This is a genomic window from Acinetobacter sp. WCHAc060006 (assembly GCF_004209135.1).
GTDB classification, from domain to species: domain Bacteria; phylum Pseudomonadota; class Gammaproteobacteria; order Pseudomonadales; family Moraxellaceae; genus Acinetobacter; species Acinetobacter cumulans.
Map to the genome: position 1 here is coordinate 30,407 of NZ_SGSS01000013.1, position 23,484 is coordinate 53,890.

The 23,484-nt window shown below is 40.4% G+C and carries 20 protein-coding genes; 13 read left to right on the top strand and 7 right to left on the bottom strand.

Annotated elements, in window-relative coordinates; translation table 11 throughout:
* Nucleotides 1-8 precede the first annotated feature (8 nt).
* The 3 genes from EXE29_RS09370 to radA all read right to left on the bottom strand — a co-directional run bounded on the left by EXE29_RS09370 (nt 9) and on the right by radA (nt 3,165).
* The gene (locus tag EXE29_RS09370) at nt 9-539 is read right to left on the bottom strand and encodes a tetratricopeptide repeat protein (RefSeq protein WP_106986417.1); all 531 of its coding nucleotides are present in this window, start codon (nt 537-539) and stop codon (nt 9-11) included.
* A 107-nt stretch (nt 540-646) separates the two neighbouring features.
* Nucleotides 647-1,651 carry a Tim44 domain-containing protein gene (locus tag EXE29_RS09375; RefSeq protein ID WP_120364503.1) on the bottom strand — a complete coding sequence of 335 codons (1,005 nt, stop codon included), beginning with the start codon at nt 1,649-1,651 and terminating at the stop codon, nt 647-649.
* A gap of 122 nt (nt 1,652-1,773) precedes the next feature.
* A complete protein-coding gene (radA, locus tag EXE29_RS09380) occupies nt 1,774-3,165 on the bottom strand; it encodes a DNA repair protein RadA (protein WP_120364504.1) in 1,392 nt (463 codons plus the stop codon).
* A gap of 185 nt (nt 3,166-3,350) precedes the next feature.
* Here radA and EXE29_RS09385 point away from each other — a divergent pair, with 185 nt between their 5' ends.
* Nucleotides 3,351-3,785, top strand: a complete 435-nt coding sequence (locus EXE29_RS09385) for a hypothetical protein (protein WP_106986414.1) — start codon at nt 3,351-3,353, stop codon at nt 3,783-3,785.
* Between the two features lie 88 nt (nt 3,786-3,873).
* On the opposite strand, the gene EXE29_RS09390 is transcribed toward EXE29_RS09385, so the two are convergent.
* On the bottom strand, nt 3,874-5,229 hold the full coding sequence (locus EXE29_RS09390; protein WP_106986439.1) for an alanine/glycine:cation symporter family protein: 1,356 nt from the start codon (nt 5,227-5,229) through the stop codon (nt 3,874-3,876).
* Between the two features lie 316 nt (nt 5,230-5,545).
* On the opposite strand from EXE29_RS09390, the gene EXE29_RS09395 reads away from it, so the two are divergent.
* From EXE29_RS09395 to xerA, 6 genes are all read left to right on the top strand, one after another.
* The gene (locus EXE29_RS09395; protein ID WP_117006518.1) at nt 5,546-6,949 is read left to right on the top strand and encodes an amino acid permease; all 1,404 of its coding nucleotides are present in this window, start codon (nt 5,546-5,548) and stop codon (nt 6,947-6,949) included.
* Nucleotides 6,950-7,309: 360 nt separating this feature from the next.
* Entirely contained in the window at nt 7,310-7,495 is a 186-nt protein-coding gene (lptM, locus tag EXE29_RS09400; RefSeq protein ID WP_117007538.1) for an LPS translocon maturation chaperone LptM, read from the top strand.
* A gap of 65 nt (nt 7,496-7,560) precedes the next feature.
* Nucleotides 7,561-8,805, top strand: coding sequence for a diaminopimelate decarboxylase (gene lysA, locus EXE29_RS09405; RefSeq protein ID WP_120364505.1), 1,245 nt, complete (start codon nt 7,561-7,563; stop codon nt 8,803-8,805).
* Nucleotides 8,806-8,818: 13 nt separating this feature from the next.
* Nucleotides 8,819-9,664: a diaminopimelate epimerase gene (gene dapF / locus EXE29_RS09410; protein ID WP_120364506.1), complete on the top strand. Its 846-nt coding sequence runs from the start codon at nt 8,819-8,821 to the stop codon at nt 9,662-9,664.
* A gap of 116 nt (nt 9,665-9,780) precedes the next feature.
* Entirely contained in the window at nt 9,781-10,401 is a 621-nt protein-coding gene (locus tag EXE29_RS09415; protein WP_120364507.1) for an alpha/beta fold hydrolase, read from the top strand.
* Between the two features lie 3 nt (nt 10,402-10,404).
* On the top strand, nt 10,405-11,331 hold the full coding sequence (gene xerA / locus EXE29_RS09420) for a site-specific tyrosine recombinase/integron integrase (protein WP_120364508.1): 927 nt from the start codon (nt 10,405-10,407) through the stop codon (nt 11,329-11,331).
* 73 nt (nt 11,332-11,404) lie between these two features.
* Here the strand turns inward: xerA and EXE29_RS09425 are convergent, their stop codons facing one another.
* Complete coding sequence (locus EXE29_RS09425; protein WP_120364509.1) at nt 11,405-13,081, bottom strand: amidase; 1,677 nt, start codon at nt 13,079-13,081, stop codon at nt 11,405-11,407.
* Between the two features lie 480 nt (nt 13,082-13,561).
* Here EXE29_RS09425 and EXE29_RS09430 point away from each other — a divergent pair, with 480 nt between their 5' ends.
* Nucleotides 13,562-13,942 (top strand): hypothetical protein, encoded by a 381-nt coding sequence (locus EXE29_RS09430; protein ID WP_120364510.1) that lies wholly within the window; start codon nt 13,562-13,564, stop codon nt 13,940-13,942.
* A 110-nt stretch (nt 13,943-14,052) separates the two neighbouring features.
* Here the strand turns inward: EXE29_RS09430 and EXE29_RS09435 are convergent, their stop codons facing one another.
* Nucleotides 14,053-14,547, bottom strand: a complete 495-nt coding sequence (locus tag EXE29_RS09435; protein WP_106985687.1) for an Lrp/AsnC family transcriptional regulator — start codon at nt 14,545-14,547, stop codon at nt 14,053-14,055.
* A gap of 112 nt (nt 14,548-14,659) precedes the next feature.
* Between EXE29_RS09435 and EXE29_RS09440 the strand changes: the two genes are divergently transcribed.
* The 5 genes from EXE29_RS09440 to EXE29_RS09460 all read left to right on the top strand — a co-directional run bounded on the left by EXE29_RS09440 (nt 14,660) and on the right by EXE29_RS09460 (nt 21,599).
* Entirely contained in the window at nt 14,660-15,265 is a 606-nt protein-coding gene (locus EXE29_RS09440; protein ID WP_120364511.1) for a LysE family translocator, read from the top strand.
* 549 nt (nt 15,266-15,814) lie between these two features.
* A complete protein-coding gene (locus tag EXE29_RS09445; protein WP_106985685.1) occupies nt 15,815-16,567 on the top strand; it encodes an electron transfer flavoprotein subunit beta/FixA family protein in 753 nt (250 codons plus the stop codon).
* Between the two features lie 17 nt (nt 16,568-16,584).
* Entirely contained in the window at nt 16,585-17,517 is a 933-nt protein-coding gene (locus EXE29_RS09450; protein WP_106985684.1) for an FAD-binding protein, read from the top strand.
* A 558-nt stretch (nt 17,518-18,075) separates the two neighbouring features.
* Nucleotides 18,076-21,054, top strand: coding sequence for a DNA gyrase subunit A (gyrA, locus tag EXE29_RS09455; RefSeq protein ID WP_120364512.1), 2,979 nt, complete (start codon nt 18,076-18,078; stop codon nt 21,052-21,054).
* Between the two features lie 110 nt (nt 21,055-21,164).
* Nucleotides 21,165-21,599, top strand: coding sequence for a DUF3887 domain-containing protein (locus EXE29_RS09460; protein WP_120364513.1), 435 nt, complete (start codon nt 21,165-21,167; stop codon nt 21,597-21,599).
* 381 nt (nt 21,600-21,980) lie between these two features.
* On the opposite strand, the gene gltP is transcribed toward EXE29_RS09460, so the two are convergent.
* Nucleotides 21,981-23,276: a glutamate/aspartate:proton symporter GltP gene (gltP, locus tag EXE29_RS09465; protein WP_120364515.1), complete on the bottom strand. Its 1,296-nt coding sequence runs from the start codon at nt 23,274-23,276 to the stop codon at nt 21,981-21,983.
* Nucleotides 23,277-23,484: the final 208 nt, after the last annotated feature.

Genomic DNA, 23,484 nt, shown 5'->3' on the forward strand with positions numbered 1-23,484 from the left:
TGTATTGCTTATTGCTCAGTATTTTTGCTTTCAGCAAGCTGTGCTTGTTGATCCCAAAAATCAGCTTGTTCTTCATTGGCATCAATACCTAAGCCATTTGCATAGATAAAAGATAAATCGCGCATGGCTTGTACATCGCCTAATTTGGCTGCTTGTTCAACCAGTTCAATAGACTTGCTCACGTCTTTTTCAGTGGCATCACCACGGCGGTAATAGCCTGCTAACTCAAAAATAGCGGCAGCATGTTTATCTTTGCTGGCCTGAGTTAACCAATTAAAACCATATTCAAAGTATTTTTTAGACTCTTCTGGGTCTTCTTCGCGTAATTCTTTAGCATAAACTGTATAGCCTTCACCCAGCCAATACATTGCTTCAGTTAAGCCCAATTGTGCTGCTCTGAGTGCCCATTCTTCAGCCAGATCAATATCGTCTTCATGTTCGCTGTGCATATAGGCTTCGGCTAGCTCAAATTGAGCTTCAGCATTACCAGCAGATGCACGATTAATTAAAGCAATAGGGGGAGTAATACGCTGCGACATAAGGCAACCTCAAAAATAAACCTGCCTAGATTAAAGTGATTGGCTCAGAAAAGCGAATTTTAGCCATAAAAAAAGCGATCCGAAGATCGCTTTTTGAGAAGTGATGCTTAGCTTTCTTGTTGAATGCCAGCAACCAACCAATCTTGTGTAGAACCAGCAGGTTTAACAAAATGCCAAATTTCTGCAAATGGTTGTGGGAGGCTGTTTAAGTCTTCGCTCACAGTACCTGTAAAGCGTACGCTTACAACGTATTGGCCATTTTCAGTTGCAGAATCAGTCACCATTGCATTTAAGTTAGAAAACTCAGCAACGTCTTGATCTTGGTTAGCCATAATGTCTTGATACATTGACTGGTAAAGATCAGGAGTTAAATAACGCTGAATTTCTGAAATATTGCTCGCCGTATTCATAGACTGAATATGGTTAAAGCGTTGGCGTGCAATACGTAAGAATGCTGCAGGCTCAGTACCATCAGGCAACTGACTACCAGAATTCGTGTATGCGCCACCTGCAAAAGGTGCGTTATTTACAGGTACAGATGGTGTTGAACCGCCCACTGATTGACCAAAAATGTTGGTGTTATCACCGCCACGAGGCGCATTAGGTGCTTGACCAAATGGTGCTGTATTACCAGCACCACCATTGTTAGGTGCATATGGGTTGTTAGTAGCTAGTTTTTTTTTTGCGCCCATCTTACGGAAAATGAAGAAGGCAACAGCAGCAGCTAGTAAGATCCAAATCCAGCTTGGAAGACCACCTTTTTCTTCTTCAGCTGGTGCAGCAGCTTGCTGCTGAGCTTCCGAAGTTGCATGAGTGTTCTTGTCATCTGCTAATGCATTGGCTGCTACCGCACCAATTGCAGCACCAGCTACACCAGCAGCAACCATACCGCCAACGCCTGGACCAGATTTAGCAGGCGCGGTTGCAGGAGCAACTGGCTGTTGAGCTGGAGTAGCTTGACGAGGCTGTTGGTAAGACTGAGTTGGTGTCGCTTGACGAGACATACCATGGCTTTTACCACCACCAGCACGTTTCGCTTCAGCTGTTAAAGGCGCTACTAATAAAGCAGCCGTTAATAAACCCGCAATCAAACCACGCTGTCGAACTTCCATTGAGTTTTCCTATAAAAAATAAAAAGAAATAGATTCTTCTTATTTATGCAGTCATTTGCGCTGAATTTCAATATCTAAATCGTATTTTTAATTAAAAAATATACAAGCAAACATTACTTGGATTAGCTGAGCTCTTCACTTAAGTTCATTGCCTCTGTTAAAGCTTCGTGTAAACGGGCGACAGAAATGATTTGTGCGCCTGCAATCGGTTTTTGTGGCGCATTGCCCCGAGGCACAATAATGTATTTAAATCCATGTTTAATCGCTTCTTTTAAGCGCTCTTGACCATTGGGCACAGGGCGAATTTCACCAGATAACCCGACTTCACCAAAAACAGCTAGCTGTTGTGGTAAGGCCTTACCGCGAATACTGGATGCACAGGCAAGTAGGACTGCTAAATCAGAACCTGTTTCGGTAATTTTTAAGCCACCCACGATGTTTACATAGACATCTTGGCCTGAGGTTTGTACGCCACCATGTCGGTGCATAACAGCAAGGAGCATATTTAAGCGGTTTTGTTCTAAGCCCAAAGCCACGCGACGTGGTTGCCCATGCGCATCATCCACTAAGGCCTGAACCTCCACTAATAGTGGGCGTGTACCTTCACGGCTAATCATCACAATCGAGCCTGGAATGGCTTCGTCATAACGACTTAAAAAAATAGCAGAAGGGTTAGATACTTCGCGTAGGCCTTTATCGGTCATGCCAAACACGCCCAGTTCATTGACCGCTCCAAAACGGTTTTTAACCGCACGAATCATACGAAAGCGAGAGTCTGCTTGTCCTTCAAAATACAATACACAATCGACCATGTGTTCTAATACGCGAGGGCCTGCTAATGAGCCTTCTTTGGTCACGTGACCCACAATAAACAACGCCGTGCCACTATTTTTGGCAAAGCGTGTGAGTAAAGCTGCCGACTCACGAATTTGTGAAACACCGCCAGGTGCAGATTGTAAGGTTTCGGTATACAGCGTTTGAATTGAGTCTAAAATGGCTACAGCAGGACGTTCATGTGCCAGTACTTCGCAAATACGCTCAACACAGGTTTCGGCCATAACCTTTAATTGATCCGTGGGCAAATCGAGTCGATTAGCACGTAGCGCAACTTGAGAAAGTGATTCCTCACCTGTGACATAGAGTGCTGGGCTATTGGCAGATGCCATGTGCGTGGCGGTTTGTAATAAAATGGTAGATTTACCAATACCAGGGTCACCACCAATCAGTACCACTGAACCTGTGACTAAACCGCCACCCAATACACGGTCAAATTCGCCTATGCCAGTTGCCAGACGTGTTTCATTGGACACTGAAATCTTATTGAGTGTGGTAATACTGGCAGCTTGGCCTGCATAACCACCGCCCATTTTCGGCTGTGCGCGATGGCTGACAGCAGGTGCAATGCTGACTTCATTTAAACAATTCCATTCCCCACAATCGCTACATTGGCCTGACCATTTAGGATGGTCTGCACCACATTGTTCGCAACGATAAACACTTTTTGCTTTTGCCATAACCCAAGTCGAAAGCTGTTGTCATTGTGCAAGAGCATAACCATGAATAAGTTGGAACGCTATGGATTCGAATGAAAATTGGCTGTTTCCAGTCAATCTGTGTCGCATAAGTGCTTGCTCATTAGCATGAATTGCATTTCAGGCTCTATAATAGATGCTTAAATTACTCAAAATGGATCACTGCAATGCCAATGCTAATACAACATATCGATGCGATTGCGCGTGAAAAAAAACGTGATGTGCTTTTTTTACATTTTGAAAATTACATTGAAGATAAAGATTTAGAAGACAATGCGCGTAATGTTGTTTTGGCATGGTTAGATGAACATGGAATTGCATATACACCATGTATGGGCATTGAGGATGAAAGTCTCATTGATGGCTATTTAGGAGATGTTTATTTAGAGCTTCCATTTGATGAGCAAGATCCACAATATCAATTGGTGCAACAGCATCTTGAAGATGAAGAGGGTAATATGAAAATTGAAGATGTCTTCTTTTTTGTATTATCGCTGGAAGTGGCTTTAGAAATTGAAGCTGATCGTCAAGAGTCAGCTGACTTAGAAAATCAGTTTGAAGATGAAGACCAAGATTCTACGGCACGTGGTCGTTTAAGTTAAGGTTTACCATTGAGTATTTATTTGGATGCTCATAGACACATTAAAAAAGCCACACAAATGTGTGGCTTTTTGAGCGGTAGACTTTGTTTTAGTACAGTTCACCGTTTTTACGACGTTCAATAAAGTCTTTGGATTCTTTCACAATAATGCCCGAAAGGAGTAACAGTGCGAGACAGTTTGGTGCAGCCATAAGTCCATTAAAGGTATCTGCAAATAACCAAACCAAATCAAGGGTCACGACACAGCCTACAAAGACAGATGCGATATAAATAAGACGATAAATTAAGATGGATTTATCACCCAATAAATAAGTACAGCATTTTTCGCCATAGTAGCTCCAACCTAAAATCGTTGAATAGGCGAAGAAAATAATACCAAAGGTCACCACCCAGCCACCAAAACCTGGTAGGAGTTTGTCAAATACACTAATCGTGAGGACAGCACCGGTTTGATCGCCAAACGAATTGCCAGCCATAATAAAGCCCATGACTAAAACAATACCAGTGATTGAGCACACAACAATTGTATCGAGGAATGTACCTGTCATAGATACAAGACCTTGGCGTGCAGGATGATCAGTTTGTGCTGCTGCTGCCGCAATGGGCGCAGAACCCATACCTGCTTCATTTGAGAATACACCGCGTGCAACACCATAGCGAATTGCAGCACCGATTGCGCCACCTGCGGCCGCTTCACCTGTAAATGCATAAGTAAAGATCAATTTTAGTGCAGGGACAACCAGCTCTAGGTTGTTCACAATAATGATGAGACCGCCTAACACATAGCCTATCGCCATGACAGGAACAATCACCGAAGACGCTTTTGAAATTGATTTAATACCACCTAAAATGACCAAGGCAGAGAAAGCAGTAATGATAATCGCTGTGGTAAGTGTACTAATGCCTAAGCTCTTTTCAACCGCTAATGCCACAGTGTTAGATTGCACGGAACTGCCAATACCAAAGGATGCCAAGGTACCAAACAGCGCAAAAAGTACTGCCAGCCATTTCCATTTAGCGCCTAGTCCACGCTCGATGTAATACATCGGGCCACCAGACATTTCACCTTTTTCATTTTTTATACGAAATTTAACTGCCAATACGCCTTCGCCGTATTTAGTGGCCATACCAAATAGCGCGGTCATCCACATCCAAAATACAGCACCAGGGCCACCAAGTACGCAGGCTGTAGCAACACCTGCAATATTACCCGTACCAATCGTGGCTGAAAGGGCCGTCATGAGCGAGGCAAATTGACTAATATCACCTTCATGTTTTTTGGGATGTTTACCAAAGACTTGTTTGAAAGCCAATGGCAACATACGGAATTGCCAAAATAATAAGCGGAATGTGAGGAACACACCTGTACCGACAATCAGTACGAGCATGTAAGGACCCCAGACTAATCCGCTTAGGGTCTCCATAAAATTTTGTAAGTTTTGCATATTTTTCTTATCCATCCCATCTAGGTTATTTAAGCTTGCATTAAGCAAGTGCTATGCCAGTTAGTCGAAACTTCCAGTGTTTAATTCCTTTTTGAGGCAAGGAAGTTTTTTTATTACTCATGTTTTCAAGTTTTTATATTGATGTATGCGTTGATGTCACTACTTATATTTAGTGTAATATTTATACTTTGTATATAAGAAAAATAAATTAAATACAGCAATTAATCCGAAAATACAGATCAAGCGAAAATAATTTTGTATTTTTTTAATCAATTAAGTTAATTTGTGCCGATTGGACAGCAAAATTGAATCAAGAATGAATCACCAAAATAATAGTTCGCCAGCTGAAAATGGCGATCTGCAACGTAGTCTGTCTAACCGACATCTCCAATTAATTGCAATTGGTGGCGCGATTGGTACGGGCTTATTCATGGGCTCTGGTAAAACAATTAGTTTGGCAGGTCCATCTATACTGGTGATCTATATGATCATTGGTTTCATGGTCTTTTTGGTCATGCGAGCATTAGGTGAACTTTTGTTATCTAACTTGCAGTACAAGTCATTTATTGACTTTGCAACGGATTTGATTGGCCCGTGGGCGGGTTATTTTGTCGGTTGGACCTACTGGCTGTGTTGGATTACGATAGGTATCGCCGATCTTTCTGCAATTATTTACTATTTGCAGTTTTTTAATGGAGGTAACCCATTTTCGCCTGAAGAAGGGGTGCTCATTAGTATTGCCGCCATTGTGTTTATTATGGGACTAAACTTAGTCACCGTTAAGCTATTTGGTGAGTTAGAGTTTTGGTTTGCACTCATCAAAATTTTAGCCATTGTGGTGCTGATTGGCGTCGGTTTGTGGATGATTTTTACCGGATTTACTTCAACAGCTGGTGAAATTGCTTCATTTACGCACTTATGGTCACATGGTGGATTATTCCCAACAGGGGTCACAGGGTTCTTAGCAGGCTTCCAAATTGCTATTTTTGCATTTGTGGGGGTTGAATTGGTGGGTACGACTGCTGCTGAAACCAAAGATCCTGAGCATAATTTACCTAAAGCGGTTAACTCGATTCCAATCCGTATTATTATTTTTTATGTATTGGCTTTGGTGATCGTGATGTCTGTAACACCTTGGAACAAGATTGATCCAAGCATTTCGCCTTTCGTAAATTTATTTAGCCAAGCGGGTATTGCTGCAGCTGCCATTATTATGAACTTGGTGGTCTTGTCATCGGTGATGTCATCGATGAACAGTGGCGTATTTTCAACTTCGCGTATGTTGTTTGGTTTGTCTCGTGAAGAGCAAGGGCCAAAAGCTTTTGGTAAATTGAATAAACGCGCTGTACCTGCAAATGCATTGTATTTCTCTGCAGTTTGTTTGTTATTGGGTGCTGCACTTCAGTACTTTGTTCCGAATACGGTTGAAGCCTTTACATTGGCAACTACACTTTCAACAGTCTTGTTTATTTGTGTATGGCTGATGATCATCTGGAGTTATATTGTGTACTACAAAACACGTCCAGAGCTTCATGCCAAATCAACATTTAAACTGCCAGGCGGTTTGTATACGTGTTGGTTGGTTATTGCCTTCTTTATCGGCATGATTTATGTATTGTCAATGGAAGCAGACACCATGAAAGCCTTGATGGTGAGCCCAATCTGGTTTGTCATTTTGGTCATTGGTTATTTTGGTTTTTATAAGAAAAAGCAAAAATAAGTATCTGTGTTAAAAAAACTGTCCACATTGGGCAGTTTTTTTATGACTATAATTGACAAAGTCATACGTATCGAACCTGAAAAAGACTGAAGAATAAAAGATCGAATTGTGAGGCGAGTCTGATGATTATTTTTAAGATTTAAAGACGCTACGCGTTAAGCTCTATTTTAATTGCAGTGCTATTGCTTACAATGCACAGTAAAATTAAAGAGGAACTTGTGCCAAAGCAAATCAAAGTTGCCTAATTTTGAATCAGAGTCAGGATCAGCTTATTGAGAAATCGTGGGCTTTTCTTTTATCCGTGTGTTGATCACGTTATACTCGGAAAAAATATTTTTAGGTACGCGTATGAACCGTGTTATGAGTTGCAAGGTGGTGATGCTTTTCTTGGGCAGTTTACTTTTGACTGCTTGTGGCCAGTCGGGCGCATTACATTTGCCAGGCGATGCGAACGCTGACAAACGTGCAAAATATTTACTGTATTCAGATCAGAATACAGAAAAAAAAGCTGAGGACGTGCATGAGCAACAGGCACCAGCTCAGTAGTCTGCAGAGACCGAAGCCAGAGCTTCAAAAACTACATCTGATTTGATTTAAGCAAGGATACTTTCATGAGTTTCACCCGCATCAATGGGGTTTTGCATGCTGAGCAATGTTCATTACAAGCGCTCGCAGTGCAATACGGCACACCACTATATGTCTATTCTAAAGCGGCTTTTGAAAAGCATTATTTAGATATGGATCGTGCATTTAGCTTTATCGACCATCAAATTTGTTTTGCGGTGAAGTCTAACTCCAACATTGCGGTTTTGAATGTATTGGCCAAGCTTGGTGCAGGTTTTGATATTGTGACCGGTGGCGAATTGGCTCGTGTACTCAAAGCGGGTGGCGATGCATCTAAAATTGTATTTTCTGGTTTAGGTAAAACTGAAGCAGATATTCAAAAAGCACTTGAAGTTGGCATTGCATGTTTTAATGTTGAATCTTATGCAGAGTTGGATCGTATTCAAAATGTCGCAGCGAAACTTGGCAAAAAAGCGCCGATTTCATTACGCGTGAATCCAGATGTTGATGCTAAAACACATCCATATATCTCGACGGGCTTAAAAGAAAATAAATTTGGTATTCCATCAGACAGCGTATATGAAACTTATCAATATGCTGCTTCATTACCGAATTTAGATGTTGTGGGTATTGATTGTCATATTGGTTCGCAGTTAACTGAAACGCAGCCATTTGTTGATGCTTTAGACCGCATCATGATCATGATTGATCATTTAAAAACTTTAGGTATTCATCTTCAGCATATCGATATTGGCGGTGGCTTGGGCGTGACGTATAAAGATGAAACGCCACCTTCTGTAGAAGAATATGCCAATGCCATGAAACCTGCTTTAGAAAAGCTTGGTATGAAAGTCTATATGGAACCGGGTCGTAGTATTTCTGCCAATGCAGGTACATTATTAACCAAAGTTGATTTGCTTAAACCAACCAATCACCGCAATTTTGCCATTATTGACGCTGCAATGAATGACTTAATCCGTCCTGCGCTTTATGAAGCATGGATGGACATTCAAGCAGTTACACCAAATCCTCAAGCTGAAACAAAAACTTGGGATGTGGTGGGTGCAATTTGTGAAACTGGCGATTTCTTAGGTAAAGAGCGCGAATTAGCCATTCAAGAAAATGATGTGCTCGCAGTATTGGGCGCAGGCGCATACGGTTTTGTGATGAGTTCGAACTACAATAGCCGTGGTCGTGCAGCTGAAGTGATGGTCGATGGTGCGCAATCACACTTAGTTCGTGAACGCGAAACAATAGAATCGTTATGGGAACGTGAACGTCTTTTGCCTTAAGGAGTGATTCGAGATGTTAGTAGAATTTACCAAAATGCATGGCTTGGGCAATGACTTTCTGGTTTTAGATTTAATTAGCCAACGTGTTTATCTAGATGCCTTAACGATTCAGCGTTTAGCGGATCGTCACTTTGGTATTGGTTTTGATCAATTGTTGATTGTAGAACCACCAGATGTACCAAATGCAGATTTTAAATACCGTATCTTTAACGCAGATGGTTCTGAAGTAGAGCAATGTGGTAATGGGGTACGTTGTTTTGCGCGTTTTGTACACGAGCGCCAATTGACCACAAAAACCAAAATTAAGGTACAAACCAAAGCAGGTATTGTTGAACCTGAATTGGGTGAAAATGGTTGGGTTCGCGTTAATATGGGCTATCCAAAATTCTTGCCACAAGAAATTCCATTTTTGGCAGAAGAGCCTGAAAATCTGTATGACATTGCATTAGCCAACGATGAAAAGTTGACAATTGATGTGGTGAATATGGGTAATCCGCATGCGGTGACCATAGTTTCTGATGTGATTACAGCTGATGTGCCACGTATTGGCCCACAAGTTGAATCTCATGAGCGTTTTCCGCAACGTGTAAATGCTGGTTTTATGCAAATCATTGATGAAAAGCATGCGCGTTTGCGTGTGTTTGAACGTGGTGTAGGTGAAACTTTAGCTTGTGGTACAGGTGCATGTGCAGCTGCTGTATCGGGTATGCGCCGTGGTTTACTTTCAAGCAAAGTCGAAATTGAATTGGCTGGCGGTAAGCTACAAATTGAATGGAAAGAAGGCGATGTAGTTTGGATGACAGGTCCGACTGCGACCGTTTACGAAGGCCGTTTAGATTTGCGTTATTTCCAAGCTTAAGCCAAAACAAGGCTAAATATGGAAAACGAAAAAAGCACTTTCAAATGAAGGTGCTTTTTTATGGGTAAAAATCAGCTATGCTGTTTCTAATCAGATATTTTTCATCAATTAAAACTATGCAACTGATCTTTTTACCAGGCGCATCGGGTAGCACAGCTTTTTGGCAACCTGTCCAGCAAAGGCTGGCTAAGCGCACATTTGGTAATTTTACATCTCAAAGAGTGATTGCATACCCTTCATTCGGCATGCAACCTTCGCATGCAGATGTCTATGATTTTGCAAGTTTGACTCAATACGTATTAGAACAAATTGAGCAGGAATGCATTGTTATTGCGCAGTCAATGGGGGGGATTTTTGCAGTGCAAGCAGCATTGCAAAAACCGCACTTGGTGAAAGGCTTAGTTTTACTGGCAACCTCCGGTGCAGTGAACTTAGCGCCTTTTCAGGCGCAAGATAGGCGTAGTGCCTATCAACAACAATATTTAAACTATCCTGATTGGTTCTGTACAGCAAGTATTGATTACAGCCCACAATTACAGACTATTTTACAGCCTGTCTTATTGTTGTGGGGAGATCAGGACCCCGTGAGCCCTATCGCGGTGGGCACTTATTTACAGTCCGCCTTTGCCAAAGCGGAACTTCACATTGTAGAAGGTGGTGATCATCTATTTGCAGAAAAATATCCAGATCAAACCGCGACGTTTATTGCTCATTATTTAGCTCAGTGGGAGTGCTGAAGTATGTTAGAAGGATTTGAGCCACAAGTATTGCTATCTATGTGGTTAAAGGAACGAAAAATCCAAAATCAATCGGAACATACTTTGCAAGCTTATGAACGCGATGTCAGTGATTTTTTGGCATTTTGTGCGACGCGAAACCTCAACTTAAATGATATTGAAAGTGCAGATTTACGTGAGTTTTTAGGTTCTAAAGTTGAACATCAACAACTGAGTTCGAGTAGTTTACAACGCATATTATCGGCTGTACGCCAGTTTATGAAGTGGGCTGAGCAGGGGGAATATATGGCCTTTAACCCAGCAGATGATTTTCAGCTCAAACGACAGTCTCGTCCATTGCCCGGTTTAATCGACATAGAAACGGTCAATCAAATTTTAGATCAGCCTGCACCAGCTTCAGAAGCACAACAGCAGATGTGGCTCAGAGATAAAGCAATTTTAGAGCTTTTGTATTCCAGTGGATTACGCTTAGCAGAAGTACAGTCTTTAAGAATTAAGGATGTTGATTTTAATCGACAGTTACTGCGCATTACAGGTAAGGGAAATAAAACGCGTGTAGTTCCTTTTGGAGTGAAAGCCAAAGATGCCGTCATGCAGTGGCTACAAATTTATCCGCTGTGGCATGGGGACTTTGTCCCAGAAGCAAATGTTTTTATTACCCAAAAGGGAAACCCACTTGGTGCGCGTCAAATTGAAAATCGCGTGAAGCTACAAGCGCAACGTGCAGGGGTGAATATTGATCTCCATCCGCATTTGTTAAGACATTGTTTTGCCAGTCATATGCTGTCGAATAGTCGAGATTTACGCGCCGTACAAGAAATGTTGGGGCATAGTAATTTAACCACAACTCAAATTTATACCCATGTGGATTTTGATCATTTGGCACAAGTTTATGATCAGGCGCACCCCAGAGCACAATTGAAAAAGTAAGACAAAATAAAAAGAAGGCATGGCCTTCTTTTTATTTTGTGCTTGTTATAAGGCAGATGAGTCCGCCCAATATTTATAAAGCAGGCGTATGTACGGGTGTTTGGCGTACTGGGTTAATTTGTTCAAATGCTGTTGCTATTTTAAATAGTGTAGGCTCATCAAATTCACGTGCAATAAATTCAATATTGACGTTCATTGGATATTGGCTGGTACTCGCAACCACTTGTGCTGCAGGCATTGAAAGTGCAGGGAAGCCACTAAATGGGCTCAGGCGATTATTGGTCCCCGCCGATGGGCTACGGCCTAAATTTGGCGCCAAAGCATGCATGGTTGGATAAGCAAGCGCATCATAGCTGGTCCCTGTAAGTTGTCCAGTTGCATCGGTATGATCTAAGGCTTTATTTAAACTACTACGGACATGTGGCGCACGTACGACGGTGTTCAGGTGATAACCCTCAATAAATGATTGCGCCGTACTGTCACGGTCATAGTTATTAAAACTTGAAATCATTAAGCCACTGTTTTGCAAATCGGTATAAGACTGAAAAATACTTCGTGTGGTTTTTAAATAGTCAGTAAGTGAAATTTTAAACTCATAAGAAGACAAACTTGAATAAGTGCTAAGAATCGTAGATAAATCATCTATTGTTACTTCCTCAACAATGGCACCCGCTGCGGTTAATTTGGCAACTGCTTGATCCATTGCTTGATTAATTAATTGGCCGTCCTCAGTGAATACGCCCGCATTATTCGGCTGAGCATATAGTGCACGGACTAAGCCAATACGTTTTCCTTGTAAGTTATTATCTGCTGTAGGCACGTAGCTTGTTGGTACTGAAAACAAGGTTTTATATTCGCTTTCAGTGCTTAATAATGGTGCTAAACGGTCAAAATCATTGCGTTGATTTGAAGATGCTGAATGATCAAAACCCGTCATGCTATCCATTAAAATGGCACAGTCGACGGCTTTACGACACATCGGGCCAGCCGTATCTTGTGTTGGTGCAAGAGGAATGATGCCATCTTGACTAACTAGACGTAGTGAAGGACGCAAACCAACAAGGCCTTGTAATGATGATGGAATACGAATTGAGCCACCTGTATCTGTTCCAATACCAATCAGGGCTAAGCTTGCATTAATGGCAGCACCTGTACCTGCGGATGAACCCCCTGGGCCTTTGCTCAGATCGTAAGCATTTTTGGTCTGTCCACCATTTTTATGGCTAGAGCTACCACCAAACCCAAAGGCAAACTCATCTAAATTGGCTTTACCTAAAATAATGCCACCATGATCTTTAATATTTTTAATAATGTATGCATCGTCTTGTGGGAAATTATCAATCAGTGCTTTAGAACCAGCTGTATTGGCCATGTTGATGGCATCAATGTTGTCTTTAGGCAATACTGTCACACAGTGTAAAGCACCTTTCAGTTTACCTGTACTGGCATAGTAATCATCTAAGTCTTTGGCATCTTTCAGTGCTGTAGGATTAACAGAAATGATGCTGTTTAATGTTGGTCCTTGTTTGTCATAGGCCTGAATACGATCCAAATAGCTTTGCACGATTTGAACGCACGTTGCACCTTTGGTTTGAATCGATTGATGCACATCAGCAATACTGGCTTCAACAGGATTAAAGGGTACTGGCTGGATTGTTTCAGAAGCTGAATTGCTATCTTTTGAGTCATTACATGCGGTTAGAAAACCTGAAAGAGAGATTAGTAAAATTGTTTTTTTAAAACCCAACATGAAGCCTACCCCAGAAATGTATGTTTGTAGACTTTCTAATGCAATGCTTGTGCCATGTATGGTTTTGATTATTCTTGTTTTTAGTGTTTGATTTAAAATTTTAGAATAAAAAGTATCAGCATTTATCGAGAATTTAATGCTTTAAAAGTGACATAAAAATAGAAGATTCACAGCAATTTTTGAATTTTTCGTTTCTATATTAAATTTTTAAGCGCTGTATATAATTATTTATGTATTTAAATTCAATTTGTTATGTTTGTTTTCTACTTTAAAATGACTTAAATTGATCTTTTGTACTAATGTAGAATAATAAATAGTCACTTTTTCAAGTATAAAAATAGCGTATAACTGCTAGATGAATAGAGATGGATAAAACATCGTCGCAATCGTATGGCGAACTCAATGAAAATCATATAGAAAATGCATTTCTTAAGCACCCATGCAATATAAAGAATTTGATTTAAAAACTAGGCAGAAACAATGATTTCCAATCTTCAAGAAAAATATAACCAGCTTAGCCCAGCGCAGAAAGATATCTTTATCGGCTATGGTTTACGACAAATTAAACATTTTGTTGAAATTAGCTTGCCTAAAATAGAAGCGGCATTGCCCGAAGGTGCGAAGGTACAAGGCATTAATGCTGAAGGTAAAGTTTTGGCTTATCATGAGGCAAGCCAACAATATTATGTTTGGATTTCAGATCTACAATGGCAAATTTATACCAAACCGACTGTTGCTGTAGACCTAAAAGAAGATGCAATTGCTGTTTGGCAGATTTTTAATTTAAAAGACCACGAGCTTATTAATTTAAGCCATATTCATCGAGACTTTTTAGACAATCAGTCTGCAGATAAAGAGTAATGAGACAAGCGAAAGAGAGATCATCAATTCATCCTGATTGTTGATCTCTTTTATGTTGAATGATGACTCACGTAAATAAGACATGGGCAGACGGATAAATCTTTTAAGACTTATAAATCTTCTAAAGGTAATTGGTAGCTCTGTTTCACGATTTGACTTGGAACATCCGTTTTTACGCTGGTAATGCCATTTTTTTTGGTCAAATGCGTTGATTGAAACTTACGGTAACTTTCTAAGTCTGGCACCACGACTTTTAGCATGGCATCGCACTCACCTAAAATAATATAGCACTCCATGACTTGGGGTAGCTCTTTCATTGCTTCGATAAATAAATCGATTGTTTCGGCATCTTGGCCAACCAACCAAATTCGAGAAAATAATAACAATTGAAAACCAATCCGCTGTGGGTCTACCACTGTGGTATAGCTTTGAATTACGCCAGCTTCTTCTAATAACTTTACACGTCTTAAGCAAGATGAAGGTGAAAGCCCAATGGCTTTGGCCAATTCATTGTTTTGCATGCGACCATTACTTTGAAGCGAGTGAATGATATTTTTATCAATACGATCCAGCTTTACTAGAATAGACTTGGAAGAAATTTTCATAAAATAGAATATAATTCTAAAAATAAGTAATTTATTAGAATATTTGAAATCATATTTTAGCGCAATTCGAAGATACTATTTTTTCCATCAGTACAGCGATAGGAAAAGGAAAATGTCTGTATTAGTACTCTTTGCTTTAACGGTTACACCGCTAATTTTTACACCAGGGCCAGATATGCTATTTGTTCTGTCTCAAGTGATGGGTAAGGATGCAAAAGCAGGCATGATGGCAACTCTAGGGATTTGCTCGGGCTATTTGGTGCATTCCATTTTGGTCGCATTAGGCTTAGCAGCTATTATTGTATCGTTCCCAATTTTGTTTGAAACTATTCGTTGGCTGGGGATTGCTTACTTAATTTATCTGGCTGTGACCTTGTTAAAGTCGGTCTTTAGTAAAAATGCGATCCATATTGAAAATAAAAGCACTAGTTCACCGATTAAGAAGGGCTTTTTTACGGCATTGCTTAATCCCAAAGGCATGTTGATTTATTTTGCAATTCTGCCTCAGTTTATAGATAAAGCAGGCAATACAGTTGCTCAAGGCCTATTACTTTCATTGGTATTTATTGGGTTGATCTTTATCGTGTACTGCGCCTTGAGTTTGGTTTTTGCAAAAATTAGCGCAAAAACCCATATTGATGAACGCAAACAAAAATGGATTGATGGTACATCTGGCGGTCTATTGGGATTGGCAGCAATTTGGCTAATTTCAAATTAAAAATACATAAGCACTAGAACCAGTTAAGTACTTTAAAGAAGCTCGTTTTATCTAAACGGGCTTTTTTTTATGATTTGAATCATGATGTATTTTGGGTTTTGAGTCACAGCCACAAGAATGGAAGCTAAAAAATAGGACATCTGATTTATTGTTAGATTGTATAAAAAATAAGATGAAAAACTATTCTGTCTTAAATGACATAATCCCGATTACAAGCAATCTGCGCATTTAAGCGAGCCATATTGAGTGGATAAACATCTAAAAACAGATCGATCAAAACTTTTGATGATGTAAATCAGGTAAAAACATAATATAAATCAATGGTTAAAAAATAACAAAAACTTTATGAAAAACAGTCCAATTCAAGTGCGATATAAAAATGTGAACCATTAGTTCAAGGAAATTTACGCATTTTTACAGGTCTTTCGATAATTGTGACTTGACCGAAATGCCATACACATTGCAAGATAGGGCACCTAAAAAATTTTAAGTGAAGAGTTATTATAACTTTTCATAACATTTACATTTGCTAAAACAGCCGAGGATTACATGAAGGCTCTTGTTGCTGTAAAACGTGTGGTTGATGCCAACGTTAAAGTTCGCGTTAAACCGGACAATAGTGGGGTTGACCTTACTAACGTTAAAATGTCTATCAACCCATTCTGTGAAATCGCAGTGGAAGAAGCGGTTCGTTTAAAAGAAAAAGGAACTGTTTCAGAAATCGTTGTTGTTTCTATTGGTCCTAAAGAAGCTCAAGAACAAATTCGTTCTTCTATGGCTCTTGGTGCTGACCGCGGTATTCTAGTTGAAGCTGATGATAGCCAACTAGGTGCGCTTGAAGTTGCAAAAATTCTTAAAGGCGTAGTAGACGCTGAACAACCTCAATTGATTCTTCTTGGTAAACAAGCAATTGATGACGACTCTAACCAAGTTGGTCAAATGTTGGGTGCTTTACTTGGCGCAGGTCAAGGTACTTTTGCTTCAGAAGTTAAAGTTGAAGGCGACAAAGTACAAGTGACTCGTGAAATCGACGGTGGTTTACAAACTGTTGAGCTTTCTCTTCCAGCAATCATCACAACTGACTTACGTTTGAATGAACCACGTTATGCGGCTCTTCCAAACATCATGAAAGCGCGTAAAAAACCGCTTGATACTAAGTCACCAGCTGATTATGGCGTTTCTCCAGCAACTAAGCTTAAAACTGTTAAAGTTGAAGCTCCTGCTGAACGTAAAGCTGGCGTACAAGTGAAATCTGTAGATGAGCTTGTAGAAAAATTGAAAAACGAAGCGAAAGTGATCTAATACAGAAGGATAAAATCATGAGTATTTTAGTTATCGCTGAGCACGACAACAAAGCACTTAACGGTGCAACTTTAAACGTTGTTGCTGCAGCGCAAAAAATCGGTGGTGATATCACTGTATTGGTAGCTGGTTCTGGCGCGCAAGCAGTTGCAGACCAAGCAGCTAAAGTTGCGGGTGTAAGCAAAGTATTACTTGCTGATGACGCAGCTTATGCTAATCAATTGGCTGAAAACGTTGCTAAATTAGTTGCTTCAATCGGTGCGGGTTATTCTCACATCCTTGCTGCTTCTACGACAACGGGCAAAAACGTACTTCCACGTGCGGCTGCGCTTCTTGACGTAAGCATGATCACTGACATCATTGCTGTTGAAGGTCCTAAAACTTTCAAACGTCCTATCTATGCAGGCAACGCGATTGCAACTGTAGAATCTGGTGAATCAGTTGTAGTTGCAACTGTTCGTGGTACTGCATTTGATGCTGTTGCTGCTGAAGGCGGTTCTGCTGCAGTTGAAGCTGCTGCTTCAACTGGCGATGCTGGCATTTCTAAGTTCGTTTCTGAAGAAATCGTGAAATCAGAACGTCCAGAATTAACAGCTGCTCGTATTGTTGTATCTGGTGGTCGCGGTGTTGGTTCAGGTGAAAACTATCACGCTGTACTTGACCCATTAGCTGACAAGCTAGGCGCTGCTCAAGGTGCTTCACGTGCTGCGGTTGACGCTGGTTTCGTTCCAAACGACATGCAAGTAGGTCAAACAGGTAAAATCGTTGCGCCTGAATTGTATATCGCTGTAGGTATCTCTGGTGCGATTCAGCACTTGGCAGGTATGAAAGAATCTAAAGTGATCGTTGCGATCAACAAAGATGAAGAAGCGCCAATTAACGCAGTAGCTGACTACTGGTTAGTAGGTGATTTGAACACTGTAGTTCCAGAATTAGTATCTAAAATCTAATTTCTGAACTTAGTTCAAAAAACGCTCTTATGCATCATGCATAAGGGCGTTTTTTATTGAGCTTAGATTTGTGTAAATTTTCTATAATGTAGAAATAAGGCGAAAGCTTTAAATGGTGCATAGATGAGAAAATACGCATGCTGAGGGTATTTAATTACCCCTTTGTCATGCCTAGTAAAAGTAATCTGGTATAGCGTCCAAATAGAGCGCATAGCTTAATGATGTTACTTCGGCGTATGCTAGCCTTAAGGTGATCTAGTTCACGCTAAATGCATGTAGAAGATTTAAAAAGAATAAGCCGTTGAAGAGGCGATTACAGAATAATTAAAGGTGTATGAAGTGATTAAAATACAGCTGTTAAATATTTGTGAAAATGCTGAAAATACACACAAAAAATCATAGTTATAGATCGTAATCTTTGACGCAAAAACGATGCTATTTGTGCTATAATGGCCGACTGAATTTTTAATATTGGTTCGGTTTTTTTGAACCAATTTTTAGCTGATTTTACGATATATAAATGCGGGCAGAATTCTGCTTGTATAACAAGGAGTATGCATGAGCGTATCGGAAATTAGACCGATTGCCATTGAGGATGAGCTGAAAAGTTCATATCTCGATTATGCGATGAGCGTGATTGTATCTCGTGCATTGCCTGATGTACGTGATGGTCTAAAACCAGTTCATCGTCGTGTGCTGTTCGCAATGCACGAATTGGGCAATGATTACAACAAAGCATACAAAAAGTCTGCCCGTGTTGTTGGTGACGTGATCGGTAAATATCACCCGCATGGTGATTTTGCTGTATACGAAACAATTGTTCGTATGGCACAAGACTTTAGTTTGCGCTACCAATTGGTCGATGGCCAAGGTAACTTTGGTTCTGTCGATGGTGACAGTGCCGCTGCAATGCGTTATACCGAAGTTCGTATGCGTAAATTAACGCATGAGCTTTTGGCTGACTTAGAAAAAGATACCGTTGAATGGGAAGATAACTACGACGGTTCTGAACGTATTCCTCAAGTAATGCCTACTCGTGTACCTAATCTACTCATTAATGGTGTAGCGGGTATTGCAGTAGGTATGGCGACCAATATGGCGCCACACAATATGACGGAAGTGATTAATGCATGTTTGGCTTATGCCAACGACCCGCAAATCTCAATTGAAGGTTTGATGGAGCATATCTCTGGTCCAGATTTCCCTACGGGTGGCATCATCTACGGTAAATCAGGTATTGTTGATGCTTACCGTACAGGTAAAGGCCGTTTGCATATTCGTGGTAAATACCACATTGAAGAAGATGCAAAAACGAGTCGTAATACCATCGTATTTACAGAAATTCCTTATCAGGTCAACAAAGCGAAAACGATTGAACGTATTGCTGAGTTGGTTAAAGAGAAAAAACTGGAAGGTATTTCTGAACTTCGTGATGAGTCAGACAAAGACGGTATGCGTATTGCCATTGACTTAAAGCGTGGTGAAAACGCTGAAGTTGTGGTGAATAACCTATTCCAAAACACACAGCTTGAGAACTCATTTAGCATCAACATGGTTTGCTTAGACAATGGCCAGCCAAAGTTGATGAATCTAAAAGATATTATTGCAGCCTTTATTCGTCACCGCCAAGAAGTGGTTACACGTCGTACCATGTACGAACTACGCAAAGCGCGTGAACGTGGTCATATCTTAGAAGGTTTAACTGTTGCGCTTGCTAACATTGACGCAATTATTGAAACCATTAAAACCTCTGCGAACCCTGCTGAAGCACGTGAGCGCTTGCAAGCGGGTGAATGGGCAGGTGGCGGTGTTGTTGCATTGCTTGAAAAAGCAGGTGCAGTATCTGTACGTCCAGACGAAATTGAAGGTGAAGATCCAAGCCGTCCATTTGGGTTGACTGGCGATATTTATCGCTTATCTCCAACGCAAGTGGGTGCGATTCTAGAGCTTCGTTTACATCGTTTAACTGGTCTAGAGCAAGATAAATTACAAGCTGAATATTCTGAAATTCTTTCTCAAATTGCTGAATACACTGCAATTTTAAATGATTTCAATTTATTGATGAATGTGATTAAAGAAGAGCTTGCGCTGATTTTGCAACAGTATGGCGATGCGCGTCGTACTGAGATTGTAGAGTCACGTATTGACTTCTCTCGTGAAGATTTAATTCCTGAAGAGCAAATGGTACTGACTGTTTCTCAATCAGGTTATGCAAAAACACAGCCATTATCTGATTATGCTGCACAGCGTCGTGGTGGTCGTGGTAAGTCTGCAACTTCAATGAAAGAAGATGACTACATTCAGCATCTGATTGTGACATCAAGCCATGCAACAGTGCTTTGCTTCACGAACGTAGGTAAGGTTTACCGTTTACGTGTGTTTGAAGTGCCTCAAGCATCTCGCGGTGCCAAAGGCCGTCCAATGGTGAATTTATTGCCACTGGATGACAATGAGACAATTACAGCGATTCTTCCTGTGATTGATGCGCCGAAGAAATTCAAAGAGCGTTTAGCTGATTTCCGCACGTTTGTGAAAGCAAATAAAGCACAATTGCAGCAAAATGAAATTATTGCGAATCACTACGATGCACTAGAAGCTGCTTTTGCAGAGATTGCAGATGGTGATGACCTAACGGATGCATTGCGTGTTCAATTGAAAGAATTAGGTGTAGAGCTTTCTACAACTGATTTGGACGATGAAATTGTTGCTGAATTTGCAGAACTTGCTGAAAACTTGCGTAAAAACTTCTACGTATTTATGGCAACTGAATTTGGTACGATTAAACGCGTTGAATTAGACCAGTTCTCAAATGTACGTTCAAATGGTTTACGTGCGCTTGAGTTGGTCGAAGGTGATACCTTAATTGGTGTAGCGATTACGGATGGCGAACAGCAAATTATGTTGTTCTCGAATGAAGGTAAGGCGATTCGTTTTGCTGAAACTGATGTTCGTGCCATGGGCCGTTCAGCCAAAGGTGTACGCGGTATGCGTGTAACGATTGGCGCTGCGCAATCTGAAGAAGCAGAAGAAGTAGATGTAGATTCTGATGATGAAGATTCAGATGCTAACTTCTTGAGCCGTATTGTATCGCTTGTGGTTGTACCAGAAACTGGCGAAGTGCTTTGTGCCTCTGCAAATGGTTATGGTAAACGTACTCCTGTAGATGACTTCCCAACCAAGAAACGTGGTGGTAAGGGTGTTATTGCCATTAAAACTTCTGACCGTAATGGTGAGTTAGTGGGTGCTGTTGCGATTGATGCATCGAAAGAATTGATGTTGATTTCTGATGGTGGCACATTGGTTCGTACACGTGCCTCTGAAGTTGCACAAACAGGTCGTAACGCACAAGGTGTTCGCTTAATCCGTTTGGGTGACAACGAAACATTGGTGGGTGTTGAAGCTATTGAAGCTGTAGAAGAAGATGAAATTTTAGAAGAAGTTTCAGCGATTGATGCAGAACAATTGGTAGATGACTCAACTATTATGGATCAAACTGAAACTGAATCAGACGATTTAAATGAGCCTGAAGAAGACTAAGTCATGATCTTAAAAGAGGGCGCTACGGCGTCCTTTTTTATTTCTAAACTTAAATAATATGGTCATAATGATGTATATACTACAGACCTGAAATGTGGAAAAGCGTGGATATGAAGGCAAAAATAGTTTTACTCGGTTGTGCAATAGTGATGTCGGGTTGTGGTCAAATTGGACAAAATGCCATAGCTGATCCAAGTGCGGAACAAGCTCAAGTTGCGCAAGCCGTATACGATCAATTACGTGAAGGTAACCTTGAAAAACTATATCCATATTTCGAGCCTGAACTGAAAGCCAAGTTTATGCAAAATGAAAAAGAGCTACGTAAGTTTACGCGCACGATTCCAAAGCAAGAGTACACACGTAAAAATATTGTTTCTAAGCACATTGAAACATCAACAGATAAGCCATCTTTATACACGGTGACCTATGAATATGGTTACAGCAATAAAAACCTAGTACAGTACGATGTGAGTTTCGATAAACCCGCTGGAAGTAGCAAAATTCGTAATTTGAATCTGTCAGTTTTTGGTGAATCGACGAAATAATTTGACTGGCTATTACTGAATTTAATTTAAAAAAAGGGATGCTTAAGCGTCCTTTTTTATCATTAATTTTTTACATAAATGCGTTCTTTAGCAAAAATATAAAGCGAGTCAAAAGTTCAGCGTATGACCTACGTAGAATTAATATTAACCCGTATTTATTCTGCTTAGGGAAGAAACTATTCCAATAGCTTAAAACAGGGTAGGAAGAGCCTATGTGCCGATCTAGGCTATATAGCTTATAGATAGCTTGGTCTGTGTAATGTTTGTTTAAGCGCTTAATCAGCAGGGTATCAGCATCAGCCACAGCGAGCATAAATATAAAATTGAAGCCATAAAAAATGGACGCCGAGACGTCCATTTTGATTTGATCTGAAAAAAGTATTATCCGCGCTGACTCATCGTCTCGTGATAATTTTTTTGTTTTTCAGTGTCAAATTGGCCTTCCCAGCGACTAATAACCAGTACCGCAAGTGCGTTACCAATTACGTTTAATGCAGTGCGTGCCATATCTAAAATACGGTCAATACCAGCAATAAATGCTAAGCCTTCCAAAGGAATACCTACACTACCCAATGTTGCAAGAAGTACCACGAAAGATACGCCAGGAACACCTGCGATGCCTTTAGAGGTGATCATGAGTGTAAGTACTAGAATAATTTGTTGGCCAATTGAAAGATCGATACCGTACAGCTGCGCAATAAAGATTGCGGCAATACTTTGATATAGTGTTGAACCATCAAGGTTGAATGAATAACCAATTGGAATCACGAAGCTAGTAATCGGTTTTGGCGCACCGTAAGCTTCCATTTTTTCCATGATACGAGGTAATACAGTTTCAGAACTTGCTGTTGAATATGCAAGAATGAGCTCGTCTTTCAAGATTTTAATAATGGTCCAGATGCTGAAACCACAAATTTTGGCAACCAACCCTAAAACTACAAAAGCAAAGAATAAAATTGCACCATAAACCAATAATGCCAATTTTACTAAAGGCAATAAAGAACTAAAACCAAAGTTCGCAACAGTTGCAGCGATCAGACCGAATACACCCAGCGGTGCAAACTTCATAATCATGTGCGTTACTTTGAACATGGTTTCAGAAACGGCATTCAATACATTAAGTAAAGGTTGTTTTGTTTCTTGATCTAAAGCACCTAAACCAATACCAAACATCACCGAGAAGAAAATAATCGGTAGCATTTGACCGCTAGTGAGAGCTGCGAAGAAGTTTGGTGGAATCAGCGATAATACAGTTTGCACGATACCATGTGATTGCTCACTAACTGCATGGGTCGTTTCTTGGTATTTAGAAATATCCACTTGGGTGAGGCTAGACATATCGATGCCTGCACCAGGTTGGAAAATATTAGCTGCAACTAAACCAACCAAAATTGCAATTGTGGTAATAATTTCAAAATACAGAATCGTTCTGAAGCCAAGCTTACCAAGGCTAGCCCCTTGGCTCGTGTTTGCAATACCCAAAATTAACATTGAAACCACAAGTGGAATCACAATCATTTTAATTAGGGTAATGAAAATAGAGCCCAATGGTGTTAACACATTGTTCACTAGGGCATCACGATATTCAGGAGAATAGTGAAGGAATGAGCCTACAAGTATACCTAAAATCAGCGCAATAACGATTTGCCACGCAAGGCTCATCTTAATTTTTTTCATACTCAGCTCTGAAAAAAGTTATCTAGAAATAAAATCCGCAAAAGGTCCTCATACCCGTATTAAAAAACAGAGTATTCATGGCGAGAAAAAGCGGATTGGGAGAACTTTATTGTGAATCGATTGTGGTGAATCGGCCAACAAAATTTAATCATTGCTATTCTATTTGGTTATATTTGGGACAGTTTTAGTTATGAAATCGATTTTTAAG

What these genes read in the sequence shown, in the direction of transcription:
- EXE29_RS09375 (WP_120364503.1), bottom strand. Translation starts at nt 1,651, where the DNA reads ATGGAAGTTCGACAGCGTGGTTTGATTGCGGGTTTATTAACGGCTGCT.
- EXE29_RS09425 (WP_120364509.1), bottom strand. Translation starts at nt 13,081, where the DNA reads ATGTTGGGTTTTAAAAAAACAATTTTACTAATCTCTCTTTCAGGTTTT.
- EXE29_RS09440 (WP_120364511.1), top strand. Translation starts at nt 14,660, where the DNA reads ATGTCTGTATTAGTACTCTTTGCTTTAACGGTTACACCGCTAATTTTT.
- EXE29_RS09385 (WP_106986414.1), top strand. Translation starts at nt 3,351, where the DNA reads ATGCCAATGCTAATACAACATATCGATGCGATTGCGCGTGAAAAAAAA.
- radA (WP_120364504.1), bottom strand. Translation starts at nt 3,165, where the DNA reads ATGGCAAAAGCAAAAAGTGTTTATCGTTGCGAACAATGTGGTGCAGAC.
- dapF (WP_120364506.1), top strand. Translation starts at nt 8,819, where the DNA reads ATGTTAGTAGAATTTACCAAAATGCATGGCTTGGGCAATGACTTTCTG.
- EXE29_RS09435 (WP_106985687.1), bottom strand. Translation starts at nt 14,547, where the DNA reads ATGAAAATTTCTTCCAAGTCTATTCTAGTAAAGCTGGATCGTATTGAT.
- xerA (WP_120364508.1), top strand. Translation starts at nt 10,405, where the DNA reads ATGTTAGAAGGATTTGAGCCACAAGTATTGCTATCTATGTGGTTAAAG.
- gltP (WP_120364515.1), bottom strand. Translation starts at nt 23,276, where the DNA reads ATGAAAAAAATTAAGATGAGCCTTGCGTGGCAAATCGTTATTGCGCTG.
- EXE29_RS09430 (WP_120364510.1), top strand. Translation starts at nt 13,562, where the DNA reads ATGATTTCCAATCTTCAAGAAAAATATAACCAGCTTAGCCCAGCGCAG.
- gyrA (WP_120364512.1), top strand. Translation starts at nt 18,076, where the DNA reads ATGAGCGTATCGGAAATTAGACCGATTGCCATTGAGGATGAGCTGAAA.
- lysA (WP_120364505.1), top strand. Translation starts at nt 7,561, where the DNA reads ATGAGTTTCACCCGCATCAATGGGGTTTTGCATGCTGAGCAATGTTCA.
- EXE29_RS09450 (WP_106985684.1), top strand. Translation starts at nt 16,585, where the DNA reads ATGAGTATTTTAGTTATCGCTGAGCACGACAACAAAGCACTTAACGGT.
- EXE29_RS09460 (WP_120364513.1), top strand. Translation starts at nt 21,165, where the DNA reads ATGAAGGCAAAAATAGTTTTACTCGGTTGTGCAATAGTGATGTCGGGT.
- EXE29_RS09445 (WP_106985685.1), top strand. Translation starts at nt 15,815, where the DNA reads ATGAAGGCTCTTGTTGCTGTAAAACGTGTGGTTGATGCCAACGTTAAA.
- EXE29_RS09390 (WP_106986439.1), bottom strand. Translation starts at nt 5,229, where the DNA reads ATGCAAAACTTACAAAATTTTATGGAGACCCTAAGCGGATTAGTCTGG.
- lptM (WP_117007538.1), top strand. Translation starts at nt 7,310, where the DNA reads ATGAGTTGCAAGGTGGTGATGCTTTTCTTGGGCAGTTTACTTTTGACT.
- EXE29_RS09370 (WP_106986417.1), bottom strand. Translation starts at nt 539, where the DNA reads ATGTCGCAGCGTATTACTCCCCCTATTGCTTTAATTAATCGTGCATCT.
- EXE29_RS09415 (WP_120364507.1), top strand. Translation starts at nt 9,781, where the DNA reads ATGCAACTGATCTTTTTACCAGGCGCATCGGGTAGCACAGCTTTTTGG.
- EXE29_RS09395 (WP_117006518.1), top strand. Translation starts at nt 5,546, where the DNA reads ATGAATCACCAAAATAATAGTTCGCCAGCTGAAAATGGCGATCTGCAA.